The organism is Lactobacillus sp. W8093 (assembly GCF_016100925.1).
Lineage (GTDB): Bacteria > Bacillota > Bacilli > Lactobacillales > Lactobacillaceae > Lactobacillus > Lactobacillus helsingborgensis.
Window position 1 is genome coordinate 36,830 of the sequence record NZ_JACFRL010000003.1, and the last position, 17,356, is coordinate 54,185.

9 protein-coding genes are annotated in these 17,356 nt (G+C 35.9%); 7 read left to right on the top strand and 2 right to left on the bottom strand.

The window, feature by feature from the left end:
- The first annotated feature begins 71 nt into the window (after positions 1–71).
- From H3T47_RS02685 to H3T47_RS02710, 6 genes are all read left to right on the top strand, one after another.
- Positions 72–1,061: a rod shape-determining protein gene (locus tag H3T47_RS02685; protein ID WP_038522248.1), complete on the top strand. Its 990-nt coding sequence runs from the start codon at positions 72–74 to the stop codon at positions 1,059–1,061.
- A 16-nt stretch (positions 1,062–1,077) separates the two neighbouring features.
- The gene (yidD, locus tag H3T47_RS02690; RefSeq protein ID WP_046327017.1) at positions 1,078–1,371 is read left to right on the top strand and encodes a membrane protein insertion efficiency factor YidD; all 294 of its coding nucleotides are present in this window, start codon (positions 1,078–1,080) and stop codon (positions 1,369–1,371) included.
- A gap of 8 nt (positions 1,372–1,379) precedes the next feature.
- Positions 1,380–1,607 carry a DUF2969 domain-containing protein gene (locus H3T47_RS02695; RefSeq protein ID WP_046327018.1) on the top strand — a complete coding sequence of 76 codons (228 nt, stop codon included), beginning with the start codon at positions 1,380–1,382 and terminating at the stop codon, positions 1,605–1,607.
- A 16-nt stretch (positions 1,608–1,623) separates the two neighbouring features.
- Positions 1,624–2,817 (top strand): FtsW/RodA/SpoVE family cell cycle protein, encoded by a 1,194-nt coding sequence (locus tag H3T47_RS02700; RefSeq protein WP_046327019.1) that lies wholly within the window; start codon positions 1,624–1,626, stop codon positions 2,815–2,817.
- A gap of 233 nt (positions 2,818–3,050) precedes the next feature.
- Complete coding sequence (locus H3T47_RS02705) at positions 3,051–3,725, top strand: hypothetical protein (protein ID WP_046327020.1); 675 nt, start codon at positions 3,051–3,053, stop codon at positions 3,723–3,725.
- Positions 3,709–4,836, top strand: coding sequence for an ImmA/IrrE family metallo-endopeptidase (locus tag H3T47_RS02710; RefSeq protein WP_046327021.1), 1,128 nt, complete (start codon positions 3,709–3,711; stop codon positions 4,834–4,836). The genes H3T47_RS02705 and H3T47_RS02710 overlap by 17 nt, the downstream gene beginning before the upstream one ends.
- A 73-nt stretch (positions 4,837–4,909) precedes the next feature.
- Here the strand turns inward: H3T47_RS02710 and H3T47_RS02715 are convergent, their stop codons facing one another.
- Positions 4,910–5,365, bottom strand: a complete 456-nt coding sequence (locus tag H3T47_RS02715) for a universal stress protein (protein WP_038522258.1) — start codon at positions 5,363–5,365, stop codon at positions 4,910–4,912.
- A 44-nt stretch (positions 5,366–5,409) separates the two neighbouring features.
- A complete protein-coding gene (locus tag H3T47_RS02720; RefSeq protein ID WP_038524976.1) occupies positions 5,410–5,691 on the bottom strand; it encodes a hypothetical protein in 282 nt (93 codons plus the stop codon).
- 967 nt (positions 5,692–6,658) lie between these two features.
- Between H3T47_RS02720 and H3T47_RS02725 the strand changes: the two genes are divergently transcribed.
- Complete coding sequence (locus H3T47_RS02725) at positions 6,659–17,059, top strand: SLAP domain-containing protein (RefSeq protein ID WP_199282464.1); 10,401 nt, start codon at positions 6,659–6,661, stop codon at positions 17,057–17,059.
- Positions 17,060–17,356 lie beyond the last annotated feature (297 nt).

Here is a 17,356-nt window from a genome sequence, read left to right on the forward strand (position 1 = left end):
AGCGGGTAAAGTCGCCCACAAACTTAAAATCTTTATGGTAAAATATACATTGAATATGATGGAGGATTATCGTGGCACGAGATATAGGAATAGATTTAGGAACAGCTAATGTGCTTATTAACGTTTCCGGTAAGGGAATTGTTTTAAATGAGCCTTCAGTTGTTGCTGTTAATACAAGTACAAATAAAGTGGTAGCTGTTGGAACAGAAGCTTATAAGATGGTAGGACGGACCCCTGGTAACATCAGAGTAATTCGTCCTTTAAAAAATGGCGTGATAGCAGATTTTGATATCACAGAGGCAATGCTGTCCTACTTTATTGAAAAATTAAACGTTAAAGGCTTCATGTCCAAGCCAAATATTTTAATTTGTGCTCCTACAGGAGTAACATCAATTGAACAGAAAGCAATTATTCAGGCTGCTGAAAAGTCTGGTGGAGGCAAAGTCTATCTTGATTTTGAGCCTAAAGTTGCTGCTGTTGGTGCGGGCCTTGATATTTTCAAACCTCAAGGTAACATCGTAATTGATATTGGTGGTGGTACTACCGATATTGCTGTTTTATCAATGGGTGAGATAGTTACGAGTCAATCACTGCGCTATGCCGGGGATCATATGAATCAGGCAGTTGTTTCTTACATTAAGAACAAACATAATTTACTGATAGGTTCTCGCACAGCTGAACAAATTAAAATTGAAATTGGTAGTGCTTTTGAACCAGATAAAAACGAAACTATCACAGTACGTGGTCGTGATGTAGTTGATGGTTTGCCTAAGCAAGCAACAGTGTCTGCTCCTGAAATTCAAGAGGCACTGCACGATGGCTTGATGACTATTATTGCAGCTACCAAAGAAGTTTTAGAAAAAACTCCGCCTGAGCTTTCTGCTGATATTATCGACAGAGGAATTATGCTGACCGGTGGTGGAGCATTGCTTAAGAATATTGATAAGCTAATTTCTTATTACCTCAAGGTGCCTGTGTTAACGGCTGATCATCCACTTGAAGCCGTAGCGCTGGGAACTGGAATTTTGCTCAAGAATATCGAAAAACATCAACGCCACTAGTTTTTGGAGGCCCGATTTGCGAAAAATTTTAATTTATTTAGTTAAAATCTACCAGAAATTTATTTCTCCGGCTTTGCCAAAATCGTGCCGTTATTATCCGACTTGCTCAACTTATATGGTTGACGCTTTAACTAAGTTTGGTCCTATTTTAGGACTAATTATGGGTATTGCTCGAATTTTACGGTGCAATCCTTTTGTGCGCGGCGGTGTTGATCCGGTACCAGATAAATTTACTATATTTCGTAATCCTCATCCAGAAAGATATGAAGATGAAATTATTGCAAAGAAATTTCATCCAAATATGAAGTAGGAGAATTTATGTCAAAAAAACCTGAAAATATTAATGTTGAAATTAACGAAGTCAAAGGCAAGGAAAACCCAACATGGGAAGTAGTTATTCCCCAGAAAAAATCTATTGGTGTAATTGAAAAGTTAAGCGGACGATACCGTGCGACGACTGGCAAAACCAATAGTATCTTGTATGCTAAAAGTTTAGAAAGCATTATTAATGACTTGCTCTCATACTTTGCTTTGCATGAAAAATAATAGGTTGTGATAGTTAATGGTCAAAGTACAAAATAAAACCAATCTTTTTGATCGCATCGCATGGAATATTGTTGTCCCTGTGCTGCTTTTAGCAGCAGTGGGCCTATATTCCATTTATTTTGCGGCAATTGATGACCCTAGTCACATGGGCAGCCCAGTAAGAGCTGTGGCAATGCAGGCTCTCTGGTATATTATTTCATTTACCATCGTGATTTTTGTCATTCAATTTGATGCTGAACAGCTCTACCGGATTGCACCTTATGTATATGGATTAGGAATAGTACTTTTGATTGCGGTTTTGTTCTTTTACAATCGCAGTATAGCTGCAGATGCCGGTGCCAAAAGCTGGTTTAAGCTAGGACCAATTTCTTTTCAACCGTCAGAGGTCATGAAACCGGCATTTATCTTGATGCTGGCGCGGGTTGTCCGTGAACATAATGACAAGTTTACTCATACCATTAAAAACGACTGGATTTTAATTGGGAAAATGCTTGCTTGGTTGCTACCAATTGCCGTACTTTTAAAATTGCAAAATGATTTCGGCACGATGCTTGTCTTTTTCGCTATAGTTGGTGGGGTAATTATTGTTTCAGGAATATCTTGGAAGATAATAACACCAATGTTTATAGTAGTTGCAATTATGGGTGCAATAGTGATTTTTATGGTCACTACACCAGGCGGTCAAGTTATTCTAAGTCATTCTTTTCAACCGTACCAATTTGCTCGTATCATGTCATGGCTGAATCCATCTACGGACACGTCTAAAGCAGCATATCAATTGTGGCAGAGTATGCAAGCGATTGGATCAGGACAGATTTTTGGTAATGGCTTTGGAAATCTAAGTGTTTACGTACCAGTTCGTGGCTCAGATATGGTTTATTCAGTAATTGGTGAATCATTTGGTTTTGTCGGTAGTGTAGCAGTTATTTTGCTTTATCTATACTTGATAGTCCAAATGGTCCGGATAACATTTGATACTAAGAACGCATTTTATTCTTATGTGTCGACCGGCGTAATTATGATGATCCTTTTCCATGTTTTTGAAAATATCGGTATGAGTATTGACCTTTTGCCATTGACCGGTATTCCATTACCATTTATTTCCCAGGGTGGATCAGCCTTAATTGGAAATATGATTGGTATTGGAATGATTTTGTCCATGAAGTTCCATAATAAAGACTACATGTTTAGCCGGGCAGGAGACTTTTAAAATAAATTAATACATAAAAAACAATTCAATTTTTATTGAATTGTTTTTTTATGTAGTTTAATTTTAATTTCCATTTATCATCAAAGTTGGTTTTATAAGCTTAATTTGTATATTAAACATAATATTCAAATACCGGATTAATATTAAATTATACAAAACTTGACAAAAATGACTAAAAAAGTAAAAATGTATACATAAACTGACCTATAGATTAAAAAAGGAAAGGGAAAATAATGACTGTATTAGAAAACTTCATAAATCATCAGGCTGATCCAAAATTACCAGGTTTTCTTTCGAATTCTATCAAAAAAGGATACAGTTCATTTAATGAATTTGTGAAAAGAGAACCTGAATTACAGTTGTACGAGTCACGTAATGTATACGGCTATTTACGTCATATATTTATTGATATTATACTCAAGCGTGATGCTCATAATTCAGGTATTGATCTTAAGGTTAAAACTAGAGAAATTCCCGAAAACGGTTATACTTATTTGGTAATTGAACATAAAAATTGTATAATTACTGTTCACAAGACGAGTTTAAAAAATAGTCTTCCGGCTAAAGCAGTTAATAGAACTATGCGGAGTAAAATTAATAATGGAATTCCGAATATAGATCTACAATTATCATTGTTTGAAAATCCCCCGTTAGAAAAGGAACAGATTAAAACGGGACAAATTTATTTGATGGTTACATATGGTGGATCACATTATAAGCTAGAATATGTAAACTTAGGAATGCCTAATGATGGAGTTACGCGCTGGTTGGATATTAAAAATATTACTAATTCTCTTACTACTACTGAAGATGTAAGTGAAACAGAGCAAGCACAAATTAATTTGGAATTTCAAAATGAAGTAAAACGTATGTTAGAAAGAGAGAAAAAAAATGGAGGTCAAATTTAATCCTAACCAACTTAAAAAAGCCAGACTAATGAGAGGACTTAGCATGACAGAATTGGCTGCTAAATCTTCTCTTTCGCGGGAATCAATCAGTAAGTATGAGTTAGGTGCTACTAAGCCTCGTGGAGAATCAATTTTAAAGCTTGCAAATGCTTTAAAATTTCCAGTTTACTTCTTTGGAAAACCAGATATCGTTATTCCAATGGGTACTGTGTTTTTTAGAAGTCAAGCTGCAAGTACAAACAAGTTAAGGGAAATGCAAAAAATCAGATTAGAATTGGCGGCTCAGAGTTTATTATATATATCTAAATATATCAAACTACCGAAACTGAATATCCCTGAACCATTAAATCTTAAAATTGAAAAAATTACGCCAGAAATAATACAACGTTTAGCTTCGAAAACACGTAAGATGTGGCAGTTAGGAAATGGACCAATTAAAAATCTTACTAATGTTATGGAGGCAAATGGTATTATTATTACTGAAACGACTATGCATAGTGAAAAAATGGATGCCGTTTCTACATGTATAAATGATGTACCGCTTATTGCATTAACAGATAATAATGAATCTGTTATGAGAAGACGCTTCAATTTGGCACATGAATTAGGACACATATTACTACATAATAATGTTGAAAATATTTTTGACCTGAATAACAATAAATATAAGAACTTATTGGAAAAGCAAGCTAATCAATTTGCTTCTTACTTTTTAATTCCTGATGAGTCGTTTATTGACTATTTAGTGTCTGGTAGTATGAATTTTTTTAGGCAAGCTAAATTATACTGGAACGTTTCTATTGCTGCTTTAATATATAAAGCCAATGAATTGCACTTATTATCCGAAAACCAATACATTTATCTGCAAAAGCAAATTTCAAAAAAACATTGGAGGAAACATGAACCTGATGATAATAAGTTACCACAAGAACATCCAAGTATTTTCAAAACTGCTTTAGATATGCTTTTAGATGCAAACTTAGTAACTAAGCAGGATTTAATTTCAGTTTCAGGTTTACCTATCGAAGAACTAGAAGCTATTTTTAGAACGTCTTTCATTGAAGATAACATTAATATGTCAACTAAACCATATTTAAGGTTAGTCAAATAAAAATATGAGCTTTGGATTATAAAAGGTATGAATAACACACAAAAAGAGCATTTCAGATATGAAATGCTCTTTTTTACTTAGTTAGATTTTCATTTGAACGGCAAACCAAAACGTCACAATCTGCTGTTCTGGTTACATATTCAGTTACACTGCCGATCAATATTCGTTCAACGGCATTAAGTCCCGTTGCGCCTAACACAATTAAATCAATTTGGTGCTTTTGCGGAAACTGATGGGCAATAATTGCTTTGGGAGAGCCAAATTCAATTGAGTAATGAACTTCCTTAACCCCAGCTTCTGTAGCTTTATTGTAGTAGTTCTGCAGTTTTTCTTTAGCATCATTAGACACTTGTTCTACCATCTCGGAATCAAAACTAGACACGTTTTGAAAAGATCTAGTATCAATGACATGTAAAATTTCCAAAGCAGCTTCGTTTCGCTTAGCAGCAGCGATAGCTTTTTTGAAAGCTAAATCGGCTTCTTTTGAGCCATCAACTGCAACTTGAATACGGTGATATTGTTTCATCATTAAAAACACCTCTCTTACCACTATTTTACCAAATTTTAGTCCAATTAATCATCCTTTTGATTAAGTAAAAGGCTAAAAATTAAAATAGTAACTGTACTAAGTGCCAAGGTAATGAGGTTAAGATATTCATTAGACTGGAAAGCCAGAAATATTCCTATCAGACTTTCGATAACCAGTAGGATAGCAGTTCCAGTCATAATTGAACTGAAATTAGCAATATTCTTGCTGTTATATATTAGAAAGTGAGTCTTGCGATTATGCCAGAGATAATAGGCAGTTAAAAGCAACACAGCTAAATAAATTATGATAGCAACTTTGATAATCATAAAAACTCCAATAAAAAAAACGGTCAACAGACCGTTTCCTAAAATTCTCAAGAAATCCGAGTCGTCGAAACATAGCAAAACAATGCTTGTTGAACCCGCAGTGTTCAAAAAATGAGAAGTAGCGCAACGAATATGGATCCTATCGCAAAAGATAGTATTCCGATTCGAAAGTTATTTACTATCTCGCATGTCTTATGTTTGACCGGTCAACCTTATACAATTAAGCTAGTCGATCAACTCAGATCAATTATTATACTACTAAGCATGACTTCATTTGTCAAGATAGAGATTTCAAATATCCAAATTCCTTATGATAAAAAATAATTTTTTCTCATACAATTATGGTACTAATTTATTATTTTATAGTTTGTATTTATTTTTTAATAGCAAAATAGATTAAAAAAAAATCGGTATGAAGCGCGTTTTTTATTATTAGTTTTCTTAAAGATAAAAATAAAACAAGTTATTAAATTTTTATGAATATGTTTGAGTATGAAAGTATAGATTTATTTTAAATTTTTTGGTTTGTTATGAAATCTACTTAATTTTTATTCTTTCGAAACCCCTACTAATATCACTAAAAAGTTTTAAAAATAAAGCATAATTTAATGTTTTTAGTAATTATAATACAAATAGTTTTAAAAATTATTATATTATATTTATCAGAAAATTATTCCGGATAAATATTTAAAAGTCAATTTTAATGCTCTTTATTATGTTATTTTTAGCAGAAAAATTAAGAGCTTAATAAAATATTTAGCAAATATATCGTTTTTTCTTTTTTAAAATTTATCAACTTAAATTGTGTAGTTATTTATAAATACAACATTAGTTATATATATTATATTGACATTAATATTTGACTATTCTAGAATAGTATTCGAACATACTAAACATACATACTTTTTTAGGAAGGATAAATATGCTAGGAAAAAATAATTATAATGAGAGACTAAGGAAGATGGAGATGCAGGACAAGCAGGACCACTTCTCAATTCGTAAATTGAGTATTGGTGCTGCTTCTGTTTTGCTGGGTTTTACTTTCTTTGGTTTGAATAGCCAAAGCGTAAAAGCTGATACTATAGATCCATCACAAAATATCACAGAGGAGTCGAACAGGGATAACTCTAATACTGAAACTAAGCAAACAGGTACTAAGGATAAAACCAAGTCAGACGCTGCTGCGTCTAAAAAGAAGAATGAAACGGACTTGTCAACTTTTTCAGGTTTGAGTTCATTCTTAAAAAGCTCAAAGACTGATGAAGTAAAAGATACCAGTTCTAAGGACAAGACTGATACTACTGCTAAAGATAAAACTGATAAGGATAAGCAGGAAACTCCAGATTCAACTGGCAATAGTGCAACTACTCCTGCAACCGGCTCAGATGAAGGCAATCAAGATACCACTACTGATAAAACTCCAACTGACATAACTGGTTCAGATGATCAAAATTCTGATAGCAGTAAGTTGCCGGCTGATGTGACTGGCGATACTACTAATTCAGGTAAAGATACTGATACTACTCAAGATTCAAAAGCTAATGAAGCTAAGAAATTGGCTAATGATACAGCTAACGACGATAAAACTGGTGACACTCCAACTGTCATAAATGGAATAGCACATGTTTATAATTGGAATCAGCTTGTTTATGCTCTTGATAATAAAGAGTGTTTTGATAAAGATAGACAAAACCCTGATGAGACTAAACGTATTTCTGAAATAGATATTATGAATAATATCGTAGCGGATAATAAAGGTGGTCAAAATGGGTTAGACGTATATGGTAGAACTTTATTGATAAAATCTTATGATGCCGATGGTCGTACGAATAAATACAAAATAGACTTTAACGGTTACCACCCTAGAATTAGAGGAAACAGCTCTGAAGTTACTAACTTAACGTATAGTAACCTTGAACTTTGGTGTGCCGATTATTGGGGCATTATCATGACTGACCGTAATAATAGTTCAAGTAAGCCTCATGATGGTAAGGGAGAAAAAATAGGTGTCTCCAATCTAACATTTAATAATATTGACTTCCATGGTTCTCAAATGGTTCACTCTGCTTCGGACACTCATATTACATTTACAGGGACAAATACCGCTGAAACAATCTATACTCCTTATAAAGATGGGGGAGCAAGCAGTGCCAATCACCAACAATTATTTGAATTTGGTGGAAGTGATAATAGTATCGACTTTAAAGGCGACTTTACCGGTGCCACATTTGGTGGTAACGTTATCGAAATGGGGGGCAGTAACTGCTACGTCACAGTCGAAAAAGACGTAACAGTAACCTTAAATCCAAGACTTAATTCTGACGGGAAAACGTTAGGAAATAATCCAGCAGAAAATACTGGTGCAGTCCACGCAATCTATATCTCAGGTACTGGAAAAGTTGACGTTAAAGGTGAATTAAATATTAACGTCGGAATTGAAAAAGGAGATAACGCTTACCAAGGCAAACTTGATGCAAATAGAGCTACAGCCATCAGATTAAATGACAAGGCATCTCAGTTTACTGTTGAAAGTGGTGGCTCGGTTAAAATTACAACAAACGGTGATATTTCAGACTCTAACAGTGGCAACCTGATTTATGACGGTGGTAATTTTACTGTCAAGCCTGATGGAAAATTAAGTATTATCGGTAAACATATGGGTGATTATAAGGGTACTTTGGTTCAAATTGCTGGAGTAGCTAATGTCCAAAACGGTACATTCGAAATCAGACTTGAAGAAGACCCGAACCATCCTTATGATAAAAGCGATCCAACCAGTGCTCAAAATAAGGATGCTCAAATCTTTGGTGCAGGAACTAACCCAATTGTGTTAGTAGACGTTACTGGTAGTGATAGTAAATTGATTGTGAACAACCCACAGTCACTTGTACTTGATTCACATTTAAACACAGCAACAGGCACAAGTATTATTGGTGATAGTAGTGCTGTCACGATTACCAATGTCCGCCAGAAATTAAACTTTTTAGGTAATAGTCTAACTTTGCCACCATTCCATACTTTACAAGTTAGCAAAGATAGCAAAACTAAAAATATTGTAGTTGATAAACTTGTACTACTTAATGGACAAGGTGGTAAGAATGGCGAATATATGTTTACACCTGAGTTGTGGGCGAAAGTTAGTGAATTACCTTACTTTAAAATTCCAGCATTAAAGAACATTAAGACTTTATTAGATGAATTGGCTGCAGAAGGCAACCCAATAAACTATGATACAATTTTCTCAAAAATTATTGATGCTGCTTTCTCTGATCCAAAGAACATTGGATATAATGACATTGCCTTTGGTCCGGCTAATAGTTCTGGATTTTTAGATATTAAGCCTGAAAATGTCACTGCCACAGCAAATGTTGATGCTTCAGGTAAAAAAGATGGTTCCTGGACAATTTCTGGAACTGTAGATGGTTATAAGAGTGATAAAGATGGACCTGATTCAGATCTCAAAAACCCATTTAGAGAGTTTTTGAAGTTGCCTCTTGGCACTAAAGCATATATCATGGCAGAGATAGATTATGGAAAAGGCACTACAACTTTAAGCTTAAATAATAATATCGAAGATCCTCCATATCAATATACAAATAATGGTGATAACGATTTGCCAACTGCTTTTGCTGGTGAAGTTACCAAATCTGAAAATGGTAATTATATATTTAAGGTGAATGTACCTGCTGATGTTGTGGGCAAGATTAATTCCAATACTAAAATCAAACTAACACCTACTGCTAACTTTATTGACTACAATCCACTGGATAAAGACAGTAAAGAACGTCCAGTAATTGTAAGCATCTTAAAAATAGCACAAGATACTGCTGCTAAAAATATCAAATCAAAAGTAAACGCAGCTAATGATTTAGATAATCAATTCCCTAAGTCAGATCCTAAATCTAAAGAACAAGTTGCTCTTGAAACTGCAATTAATAATGCAGCAGAAGTTGCAAAAACTGCACTGGATCCTGGTTACGAGTCTGGGAAATCTGTATATGGTGCGGGAAATGTAAATGAAGTATCTCAGCGTGAAGAAAATGCATTAAAAGATTTACAAACAGCTATGGATGCAGCCCAGAAAGTGGTTAAACAAATTCATGACGCTGAAAAGGCTAAAGAAGAAGCACAAAAAGCTATCACTACTGCAGCTAATAACGCGATTTCGCGTGTAAAGCAGCAATCAGCCTTAACTGATGCGGAAAAAGCACAATACATTGACGCCATTAATAGCGCTGAAAAGGTCGCTCTGGAAAACCCTTCGACTAACAAGAATTCAATTTACAATCCTGCGAATAAGCCAAGCGATATTACAAACATCCAAAATGCATTTGAAAACAAAGTTAATAAAGAAGCAGCAAAAGCCGAAGTTGCTGGCTATACTGAAAACGGCAAGAAAACTTTAGGTGTTTCTTCAGATGAAATTGATGAAGCTTTGTCTGAACAACTTAAGGCTATTGACGATGCTACTGACGTAGTTAAGGCTGAAAATGATGCCAAATCAACCATTTTAGGCAAACTAAAGGCTTCAGCTAAAGCTAAAGTTCAAAAAGACGCTAGAGATGCCAAAACAGGTCTTGGAGTTGAATCCGACAAAAACATTGATAAAGCAGTTAGTGATGCTGAAGCTGACATTGATGGTCACACTGATTTTAATGAAATCAAGAAAGATATGACTAATGGTCAGAACAACGTCTTAAGCAAATATAAGGACGCTGCTAAGAATCAGCTTGCTGAAGTTGCTAAGTCCGATAAAAAGGCACTTGGTGTAGAATCTGACTCTAATATTGACCAAGCTGTTGATAACGCCAATACTTTAATTGGTCAGGCTAGCTCGGTTGAATTAGTTACTGAAGATTTAAACAGTGCTAAGTCCAATATTGCGGACAAGTTCAAGGACTCTGCTAAGAAGCAAGTTCAAGATTATGCCGATGAAGCTAAGAGCAACCTCGGTGTTGACACAGATACTGGTATTGATGCTGCTGCTAAGACGGCTGAAGATGCTATAGATGGTGACACCGCAGCAAGTGCCATTGGTACTGATATTACTAACGGTAAGAATGCTATTTTAGCTGCCTACAAAGACTCGGCAAAGAAGCAACTTGATCAAGCTGAAAAGGATATTGAAAGCAAACTTGAAAACGTCAAGGGCTTGACTGCTGATGATATTGAAAAAGCTAAGAAAGTAGCTAAAGGTCTGCTAACTAATAACGAGAAGACTGGTTACAAGGACAAAGTTGATGCTGCTGAAACTTTTGAAGATGTTAATACTGCCACTAAGGATGGTATTGCTGCTCTAAACAAATTATTGACGGACAAGTCCTCTCTTGGTAACAAGAACGATGCAATCGATGCTATTAATCAAGCAAGAGACAAAGCTATTAATGATATTAATGATAAAACTAAATATCCTAACTTATCTGATGAAGATAGAAATTCATTAATTAACACTATTAAAGATGATGCTACTGAAGGTGTTGACAATGTCAACAAAGATACTGATCCTGCTAAAATCAAAACTGATAAACAGGCGGCAATAGACAAAATTAATAGTGTCACGGCCACAGCTTCAAGCAAAGATTTGGCAGATCTTAAGAATGAGCAAAAATCACAAACAGCAGCTTTACAAGATGCAGCTGCAAAAGCTAAGGAAACTATTGACCAGATTGATAACAAGTATCTTAGCCCAAGTGACAAGCAGTACTACAAAGATTTGATTGATAAGCATGCTGCTTCCGCAACTAACGCCATCAACTCAGCAAGTAACAAAGATGATATTGATACTGCTGAAAAAGACGGTGAAAGTAACATAAATAGTGATCTTGTTTCAGCCCAAGTTGCTGCTGCTAAATCACAAGCAATTGCGGAACTGAATAAGGCAAAGAGTGATGACAAGAAAGCTATTAATGATGTTCATAAGAACGGTACACTTTCTGACGATGACTGGGAGAAAGCTCTTGATGCTATTGACAATGCCTATACCACTGCGATAACTGCTGTATCTAATGACCATACTCCAGCCGATATTGTTACTGACAAGAACACTGGTATCAATGCTATGCAGACAGTTGTTGACAGCGTTTCTGGAAATGCAGAACAGGCTGAATTAGCAAAAACTAAGAATAAAGCGATTGCAGATCTGAAAGATCAAGCTCAAGAACTGCATGACCATATTCAAGCAGACCCTAATTTATCTAACACTGAAAAGAACGATTACCTTGACCAGGTTGCTTCTGCTTTGAATAATGCAGAACAAGCTGTTAGCGCAGCTGATAAGAACACTGTTAATTCAGCACACAATGCAGGTATTGAAGAATTAAATAACATTAGAAATAACGCTGACTTGCAATCTGCTAGAGACAAGGCTCTAACTGATTTACAAAACGAATTCAATACTGATAATGCAGCTATTGACGGCTTAACCAATATTAGCACTGCTGGTAAAACTGGTATTAAGACGGACCTGCAAAATGCGTATAATGAAGCCGTCAACAAGGTTAAAGATCCAGCTTCTAATACTATTGCTTTGATTAATTCGGCAAGTGATGCTGGCATTACCAATATGGAGAATATTCTGGGTAAGGCCAAGGGCTTAGACCAGACAATAGCTGATGATCAGCAAAAGCTGGAAGACTATGCTCAAAAAGCAATTGACCGGATTAACAGTTCAACTATGTCAGACGCTGATAAAGGAAAAGCCATTAAGGATATTCAAAATGCCCGTGATGATGCTCAAGGAGAAGTTGGCAACAAACTTACCGTTGAAGATGCTAATCAGGCCGAAAAAGATGGTGAAACCAGCATCCAAAAAGCTGAAGCTAATGCTAATCAGACAGATTTGAACAAGGCCAAGGATGCAGCCAAAGCTAGAATTGATGGTGCTAGAGACAAAGCTTTACAGAACTTAAAGGATGTATATGATACTCTAACTGACGATGAAAAGAAGCAAGCTCAGGCTGCATACAATAAGGCTGTCAAAGATATTCCAGCACTTGCTGAACAAGCTGAGGCCGCAATTGATAATGCCTTTGACAAAGGTGCTATTAGTGACTTAACTAACGATACCATCAATTCAATTAACTCAACTGGTGACACAGCCAACGTAGCAATGACTAAGGTTGTCGCTGTTCAAGCTGTTAAGGATGCTGCACAAGCCGCTAAGGATAAATTGACTAACCCAAGAGACAAAGCCGGCGTTGATGATGTTGCTAACTTAGGAATTGCTGATATTAATGCGGCAACTACCAGTTCGACAGTACTTGACATCAAAGATAATGCCCTTAACAGTATTAAGAACATTAAAGATTCTGGTACTGGTGATACAGATAAAGATAATGCTCTCTGGGATAAGAAGAATAAGGCTAATGCTGAACTTGCTCAAGAATTAGCCGATACTACCGCTGCTATTGACAAGCTGACTGATCTAACTTCTGATCAAAAGAAGCAATTTAAAGCTCAGGCTCAGGCTGCTCACGATAGAGCACATATCAGAATTGAAGGTGCTGCTGAGGATCAAATCGATTCTGAAAAAGGCCTTGGCAAGACTAATATTGATAAAGCACTAACAGATGCTAAACTGCAAGCTGTTAAGAATGTTGCTAAAGCTGATGTTGACAAGACCGCTGATGATGCCATTGATCAAGTTAATAAGGACGATACTATTAATAAAGATGATAAACAAAATATCATCGATAATATCAACAAAGACCGTGACAAGACTAAAGAAGACATTGATAATGCCGACACACCTGATAAAGTTAATAATGCTAAAAACGATGGTGAAGGAGAAATCAAGGGTCACGTTGATAATGGTACCTCATCAGCTAAAGAGAAACAGACTGCTAAAGATAAGCTTGCTGCTGCCGCTGATAAGATTTATGACCGTCTAAAGAATGACAGGGATAGTGGAAAGCTAGATTATAATCAATATCAAGACCTGAAAGACAAGGTAGATAATGCTGTTGATGCAGCAAACGGAGCTATTTCAAATGCTGATGGTACATCAAACATTAATGGTGCTGAAAGTGATGGTGAAAGTGCCTTAAGCGGAATTAATACCGATATAGATAAAGTCGAAGCAGTTAATACCGCTTTAGGCAAATTATCTGATGCGGTTAACAAAGCTAATGATGCAGCTGATGCGGTTGCTAAAGAAGTAGGCAAGACTGAGAAAGAGCAGAAAAAACTTGCCAAACAAATGAAGGATGCTATCGAAAAACAGCGTGCTGCTGCAGCTAAGAACATTAAAGATGCTCAAAATGCAGCAGATGATCCATTAAATGCCATTAAGACTGCTGGTCAAAAAGGTGTCGATGCCATTACTGGTCTGACTAATGATTACACCGCTAAGGTTGACCAGATTAAGACCCTGAAACAAAAAGCCGATGCAGCTAAGGATGATCTTAACAATCTTAAGACAGATGAAAATGGCAACCCTGTACTTACTGCAAGCGATGTTGCACAAGGTGAAGCTGATATTGACGACGCTGTGCAAACTGGAATCAGCGATATTTACCAAGCATCTTCTGTAGATGATGCAAAAACAGCGGAACAAAAAGCTGAAGAAGCGGTTGAGTTAGCGAAATTACCAACTGAACTTCTCGCAGAAAAGAACAAACAGATTGCTGCTATTAACCAGTATGCTGCTGATGCTGACAAGACAATTGATGGTTTTGCTCAAACCGATCAGAATAAGGATGGTCTACCAGCTGATACTATCGCAGAACTTAAGGCGCAAGTTGAAGCTGCTAAGAAAAAGGCTATTTCTAAGATTAATGGTGTTACCTTAGCAGAGGGCGCAAGCCAAGATGACTTTGACAAAGACAAAACTAAGGTTGAAAATGCTGAAAAGGGTGTTCCTGAAGATGGCGAAACAGTCGACTTTGGTGAAGCTGGAATTGACAAAGTTAAGAAACTTGCTCAACAAAAAGCCGATATTGTTAAGGCTAAGAATGACGCAATTGCCAGACTTGAACAGGAACACGAAAAAGAAATCAACGCCATTGAAAATTCTGGTATGTCTGATGCCGATCAAAAGCCTTTGAAAGATCAAGTCCAAAAGCTCGTTGATCAAGCTAAGGATCAGATTATTAATATCTCTGACACAGATGATAAGGGTGAAGTTAAGACTCCTGAACAGGTAACTTCTGAAGCAAATACAATTATTCAGAATACTGTTGATGGTTTCGATGAAAATGGTAATAAAGTAACTGGAATCAAAGATATTGTTGATCAGGCTAAACTTGAGGGTGCTAAGACCTCAGCTGAGACCATACTTAATGATAAACGTGCTCAAGCTCATGATATTATTAAGGGCTCACAGTTAACTGCAGACCAAAAGCAAAAAGCCAATGAAGCAATTGACGATGCCTTTAATACCGAAAAGTCTGCTATTGATGGTAAGACTAACATTAAGGATGTTCCAACTAATAAGGACGAGATTGGTCAAGCAATCGATGCTATCTGGACCAAACCTACTTCTTCTGATGAAAAGAATGAATGGTTCAATGACGAAGAAAAGAATGCTTTGTCAGGTACAGATGGTGTAGCTGGTTTAGAAACTGGTTTTAAAGAATTAACTAAAAAGCAAAAGGATGATCCTGATTACAAGGATTACCTCGACGATATTACTAATGCCATTGCAGCAATTAAAGATGCTAAGAACATTAAAGACGCCAGTTCTGCTTACGACAAGGGTATGACTTCACTTAACAAGTTGAAGGCTCTTGAACAAGTTAAGACTGATGCTGATAAGGCTAAAGGTGATATTGATAGCAGTAAATTAAATGATCCAGCTAAAAAACGTCTAGAAGGTGACGTTGATAAAATTGTTGAAGACACCAAGGACAAGCTTAACCAGATCGATTCTTCTGTCGGTAACGCGTCAACTAACAAGGACAAGATTGATCAGATTACTCATGATGCTCAAAGCGATATTACCACCATTGAAAACGACTTCGGTATTGAAGACCAGTCTAATGATGTTATTGATGCCAATAATCAAATCTCCCAGAACCATAGTGATGCGGTAGATACGATTCACAATGAGTTTGGTGATGACAGCAAGACGCCTAAGACAGATGATGCTTATGAAAAGAACAAACAAGTTCATAGTACAACTGATGAAGGTATCAACTCTGATAAGACCAACGCTGATAAGGAAATTTCTAAAGGCGCAATTGACGATGCAGCTGATATTGCTAAAGATAAAGTCAATCATCTGAAACATGAAGACGGTACCGATTACACTGATGCAGATAAGAATAAGATTAATGAGCAGATTGATAAAGATGCTAAAGATGCCAAGGATAAAATCGATAAAGCTGACAAAGTAACTGATATTGATAATATTCGTGATAACGGTATCCACCAAATCCATCAGGATTGCTCTGACCCAGCTACAATTGATAATATTTTGCATGGTAATAGCAACAATGGTAATAACGGTGGTGGCGGAGTTGTTGCTCCTATTCAACCAGCAAATCCTGCTAAGAAGCCGACTACTACTAACACTTCTGACAAGGATAAACCTAACGGAACCAATGTTGATTTGAGCAATGCTTCAGATGTAACTTTGATGCACAACGCATATCTTTATGATGAAACTGGTAAACGTGCTAACAAGATTACTCTTGGAGCTGGCTCGGTCTTGACTACTTACGGCACTAAGACCATCAACGGTAAGGACTACTACGTTCTTGTAGACAAGGGTGCTAACAACAAGAAATATTATGTTGCTGCTGGTAACATTGTTGCGGCTACTCGCAAACTGAAGCATAACGCATATATTTACAATCAATTTGGCAAACGGGTAAAGAATACTGGTGTATTCAAGAAGGGCAAGCTAGTTAAGACCTTCGGTAATGCTGTCAAGATTCGTGGCAAGAAGTACTTCATCATTGACAAGAACCGCTTCATTAAAGCTGCTAACTTTGCTAAAGGGGTTGTTACTGTAAGCACAGCCAAAGTTGAAGTAGTTCCAACCAGTGCAGTTGCGGAGAAGCCACAAACTGTTGTTGAAAAGACTTTAATGCATAATGCTTATCTGTATGATCAAAATGGTACTCGTGCTAACAAGTTGATCTTCCAAGCAGGTTCTCAAGTTGGAACTGTTGGTAAGAAGACAGTCAACGGCAAGGTTTGTTACGAACTTCCAGATGGTATGTTTATTGCAGCCGGCAATATTGATGCCAAGAAGTTGAAGTTGAAGCACAATGCCTATGTATACAACCAATATGGTCATCGTGCAAATAAGAAAGTGCTGAAGAAACGTAAGCCAGTTAAGACTTATGGTAATTCAGTCAAGATCAACGGCAAGAGATATTTCATTATTTCAAAAGGACGTTTTGTTAAAAAAGCTAACTTTTAAATTGAAATAGCTTAAATAAAGTGTCGCGAATTGTTAAAAACAACAATTCGCGGCACTTTTTTTGCACTTTTTTAAATTTTCTATAAACACAGAGTATATAAATATCATTTTATATAATATTTATTAAAACGATAGATTTAATTTTAAAAAATTAAGCTATTAACGGGTTTGCATAAATAGTTGAATATAGTAAATAATATTTAAAATCATGTATAGTATATATAAATATATGAAGATATAGAGTAATGAAAATATTTCTTATATACATAAAAATATTAAAAATTTCCGTTTTTTTAT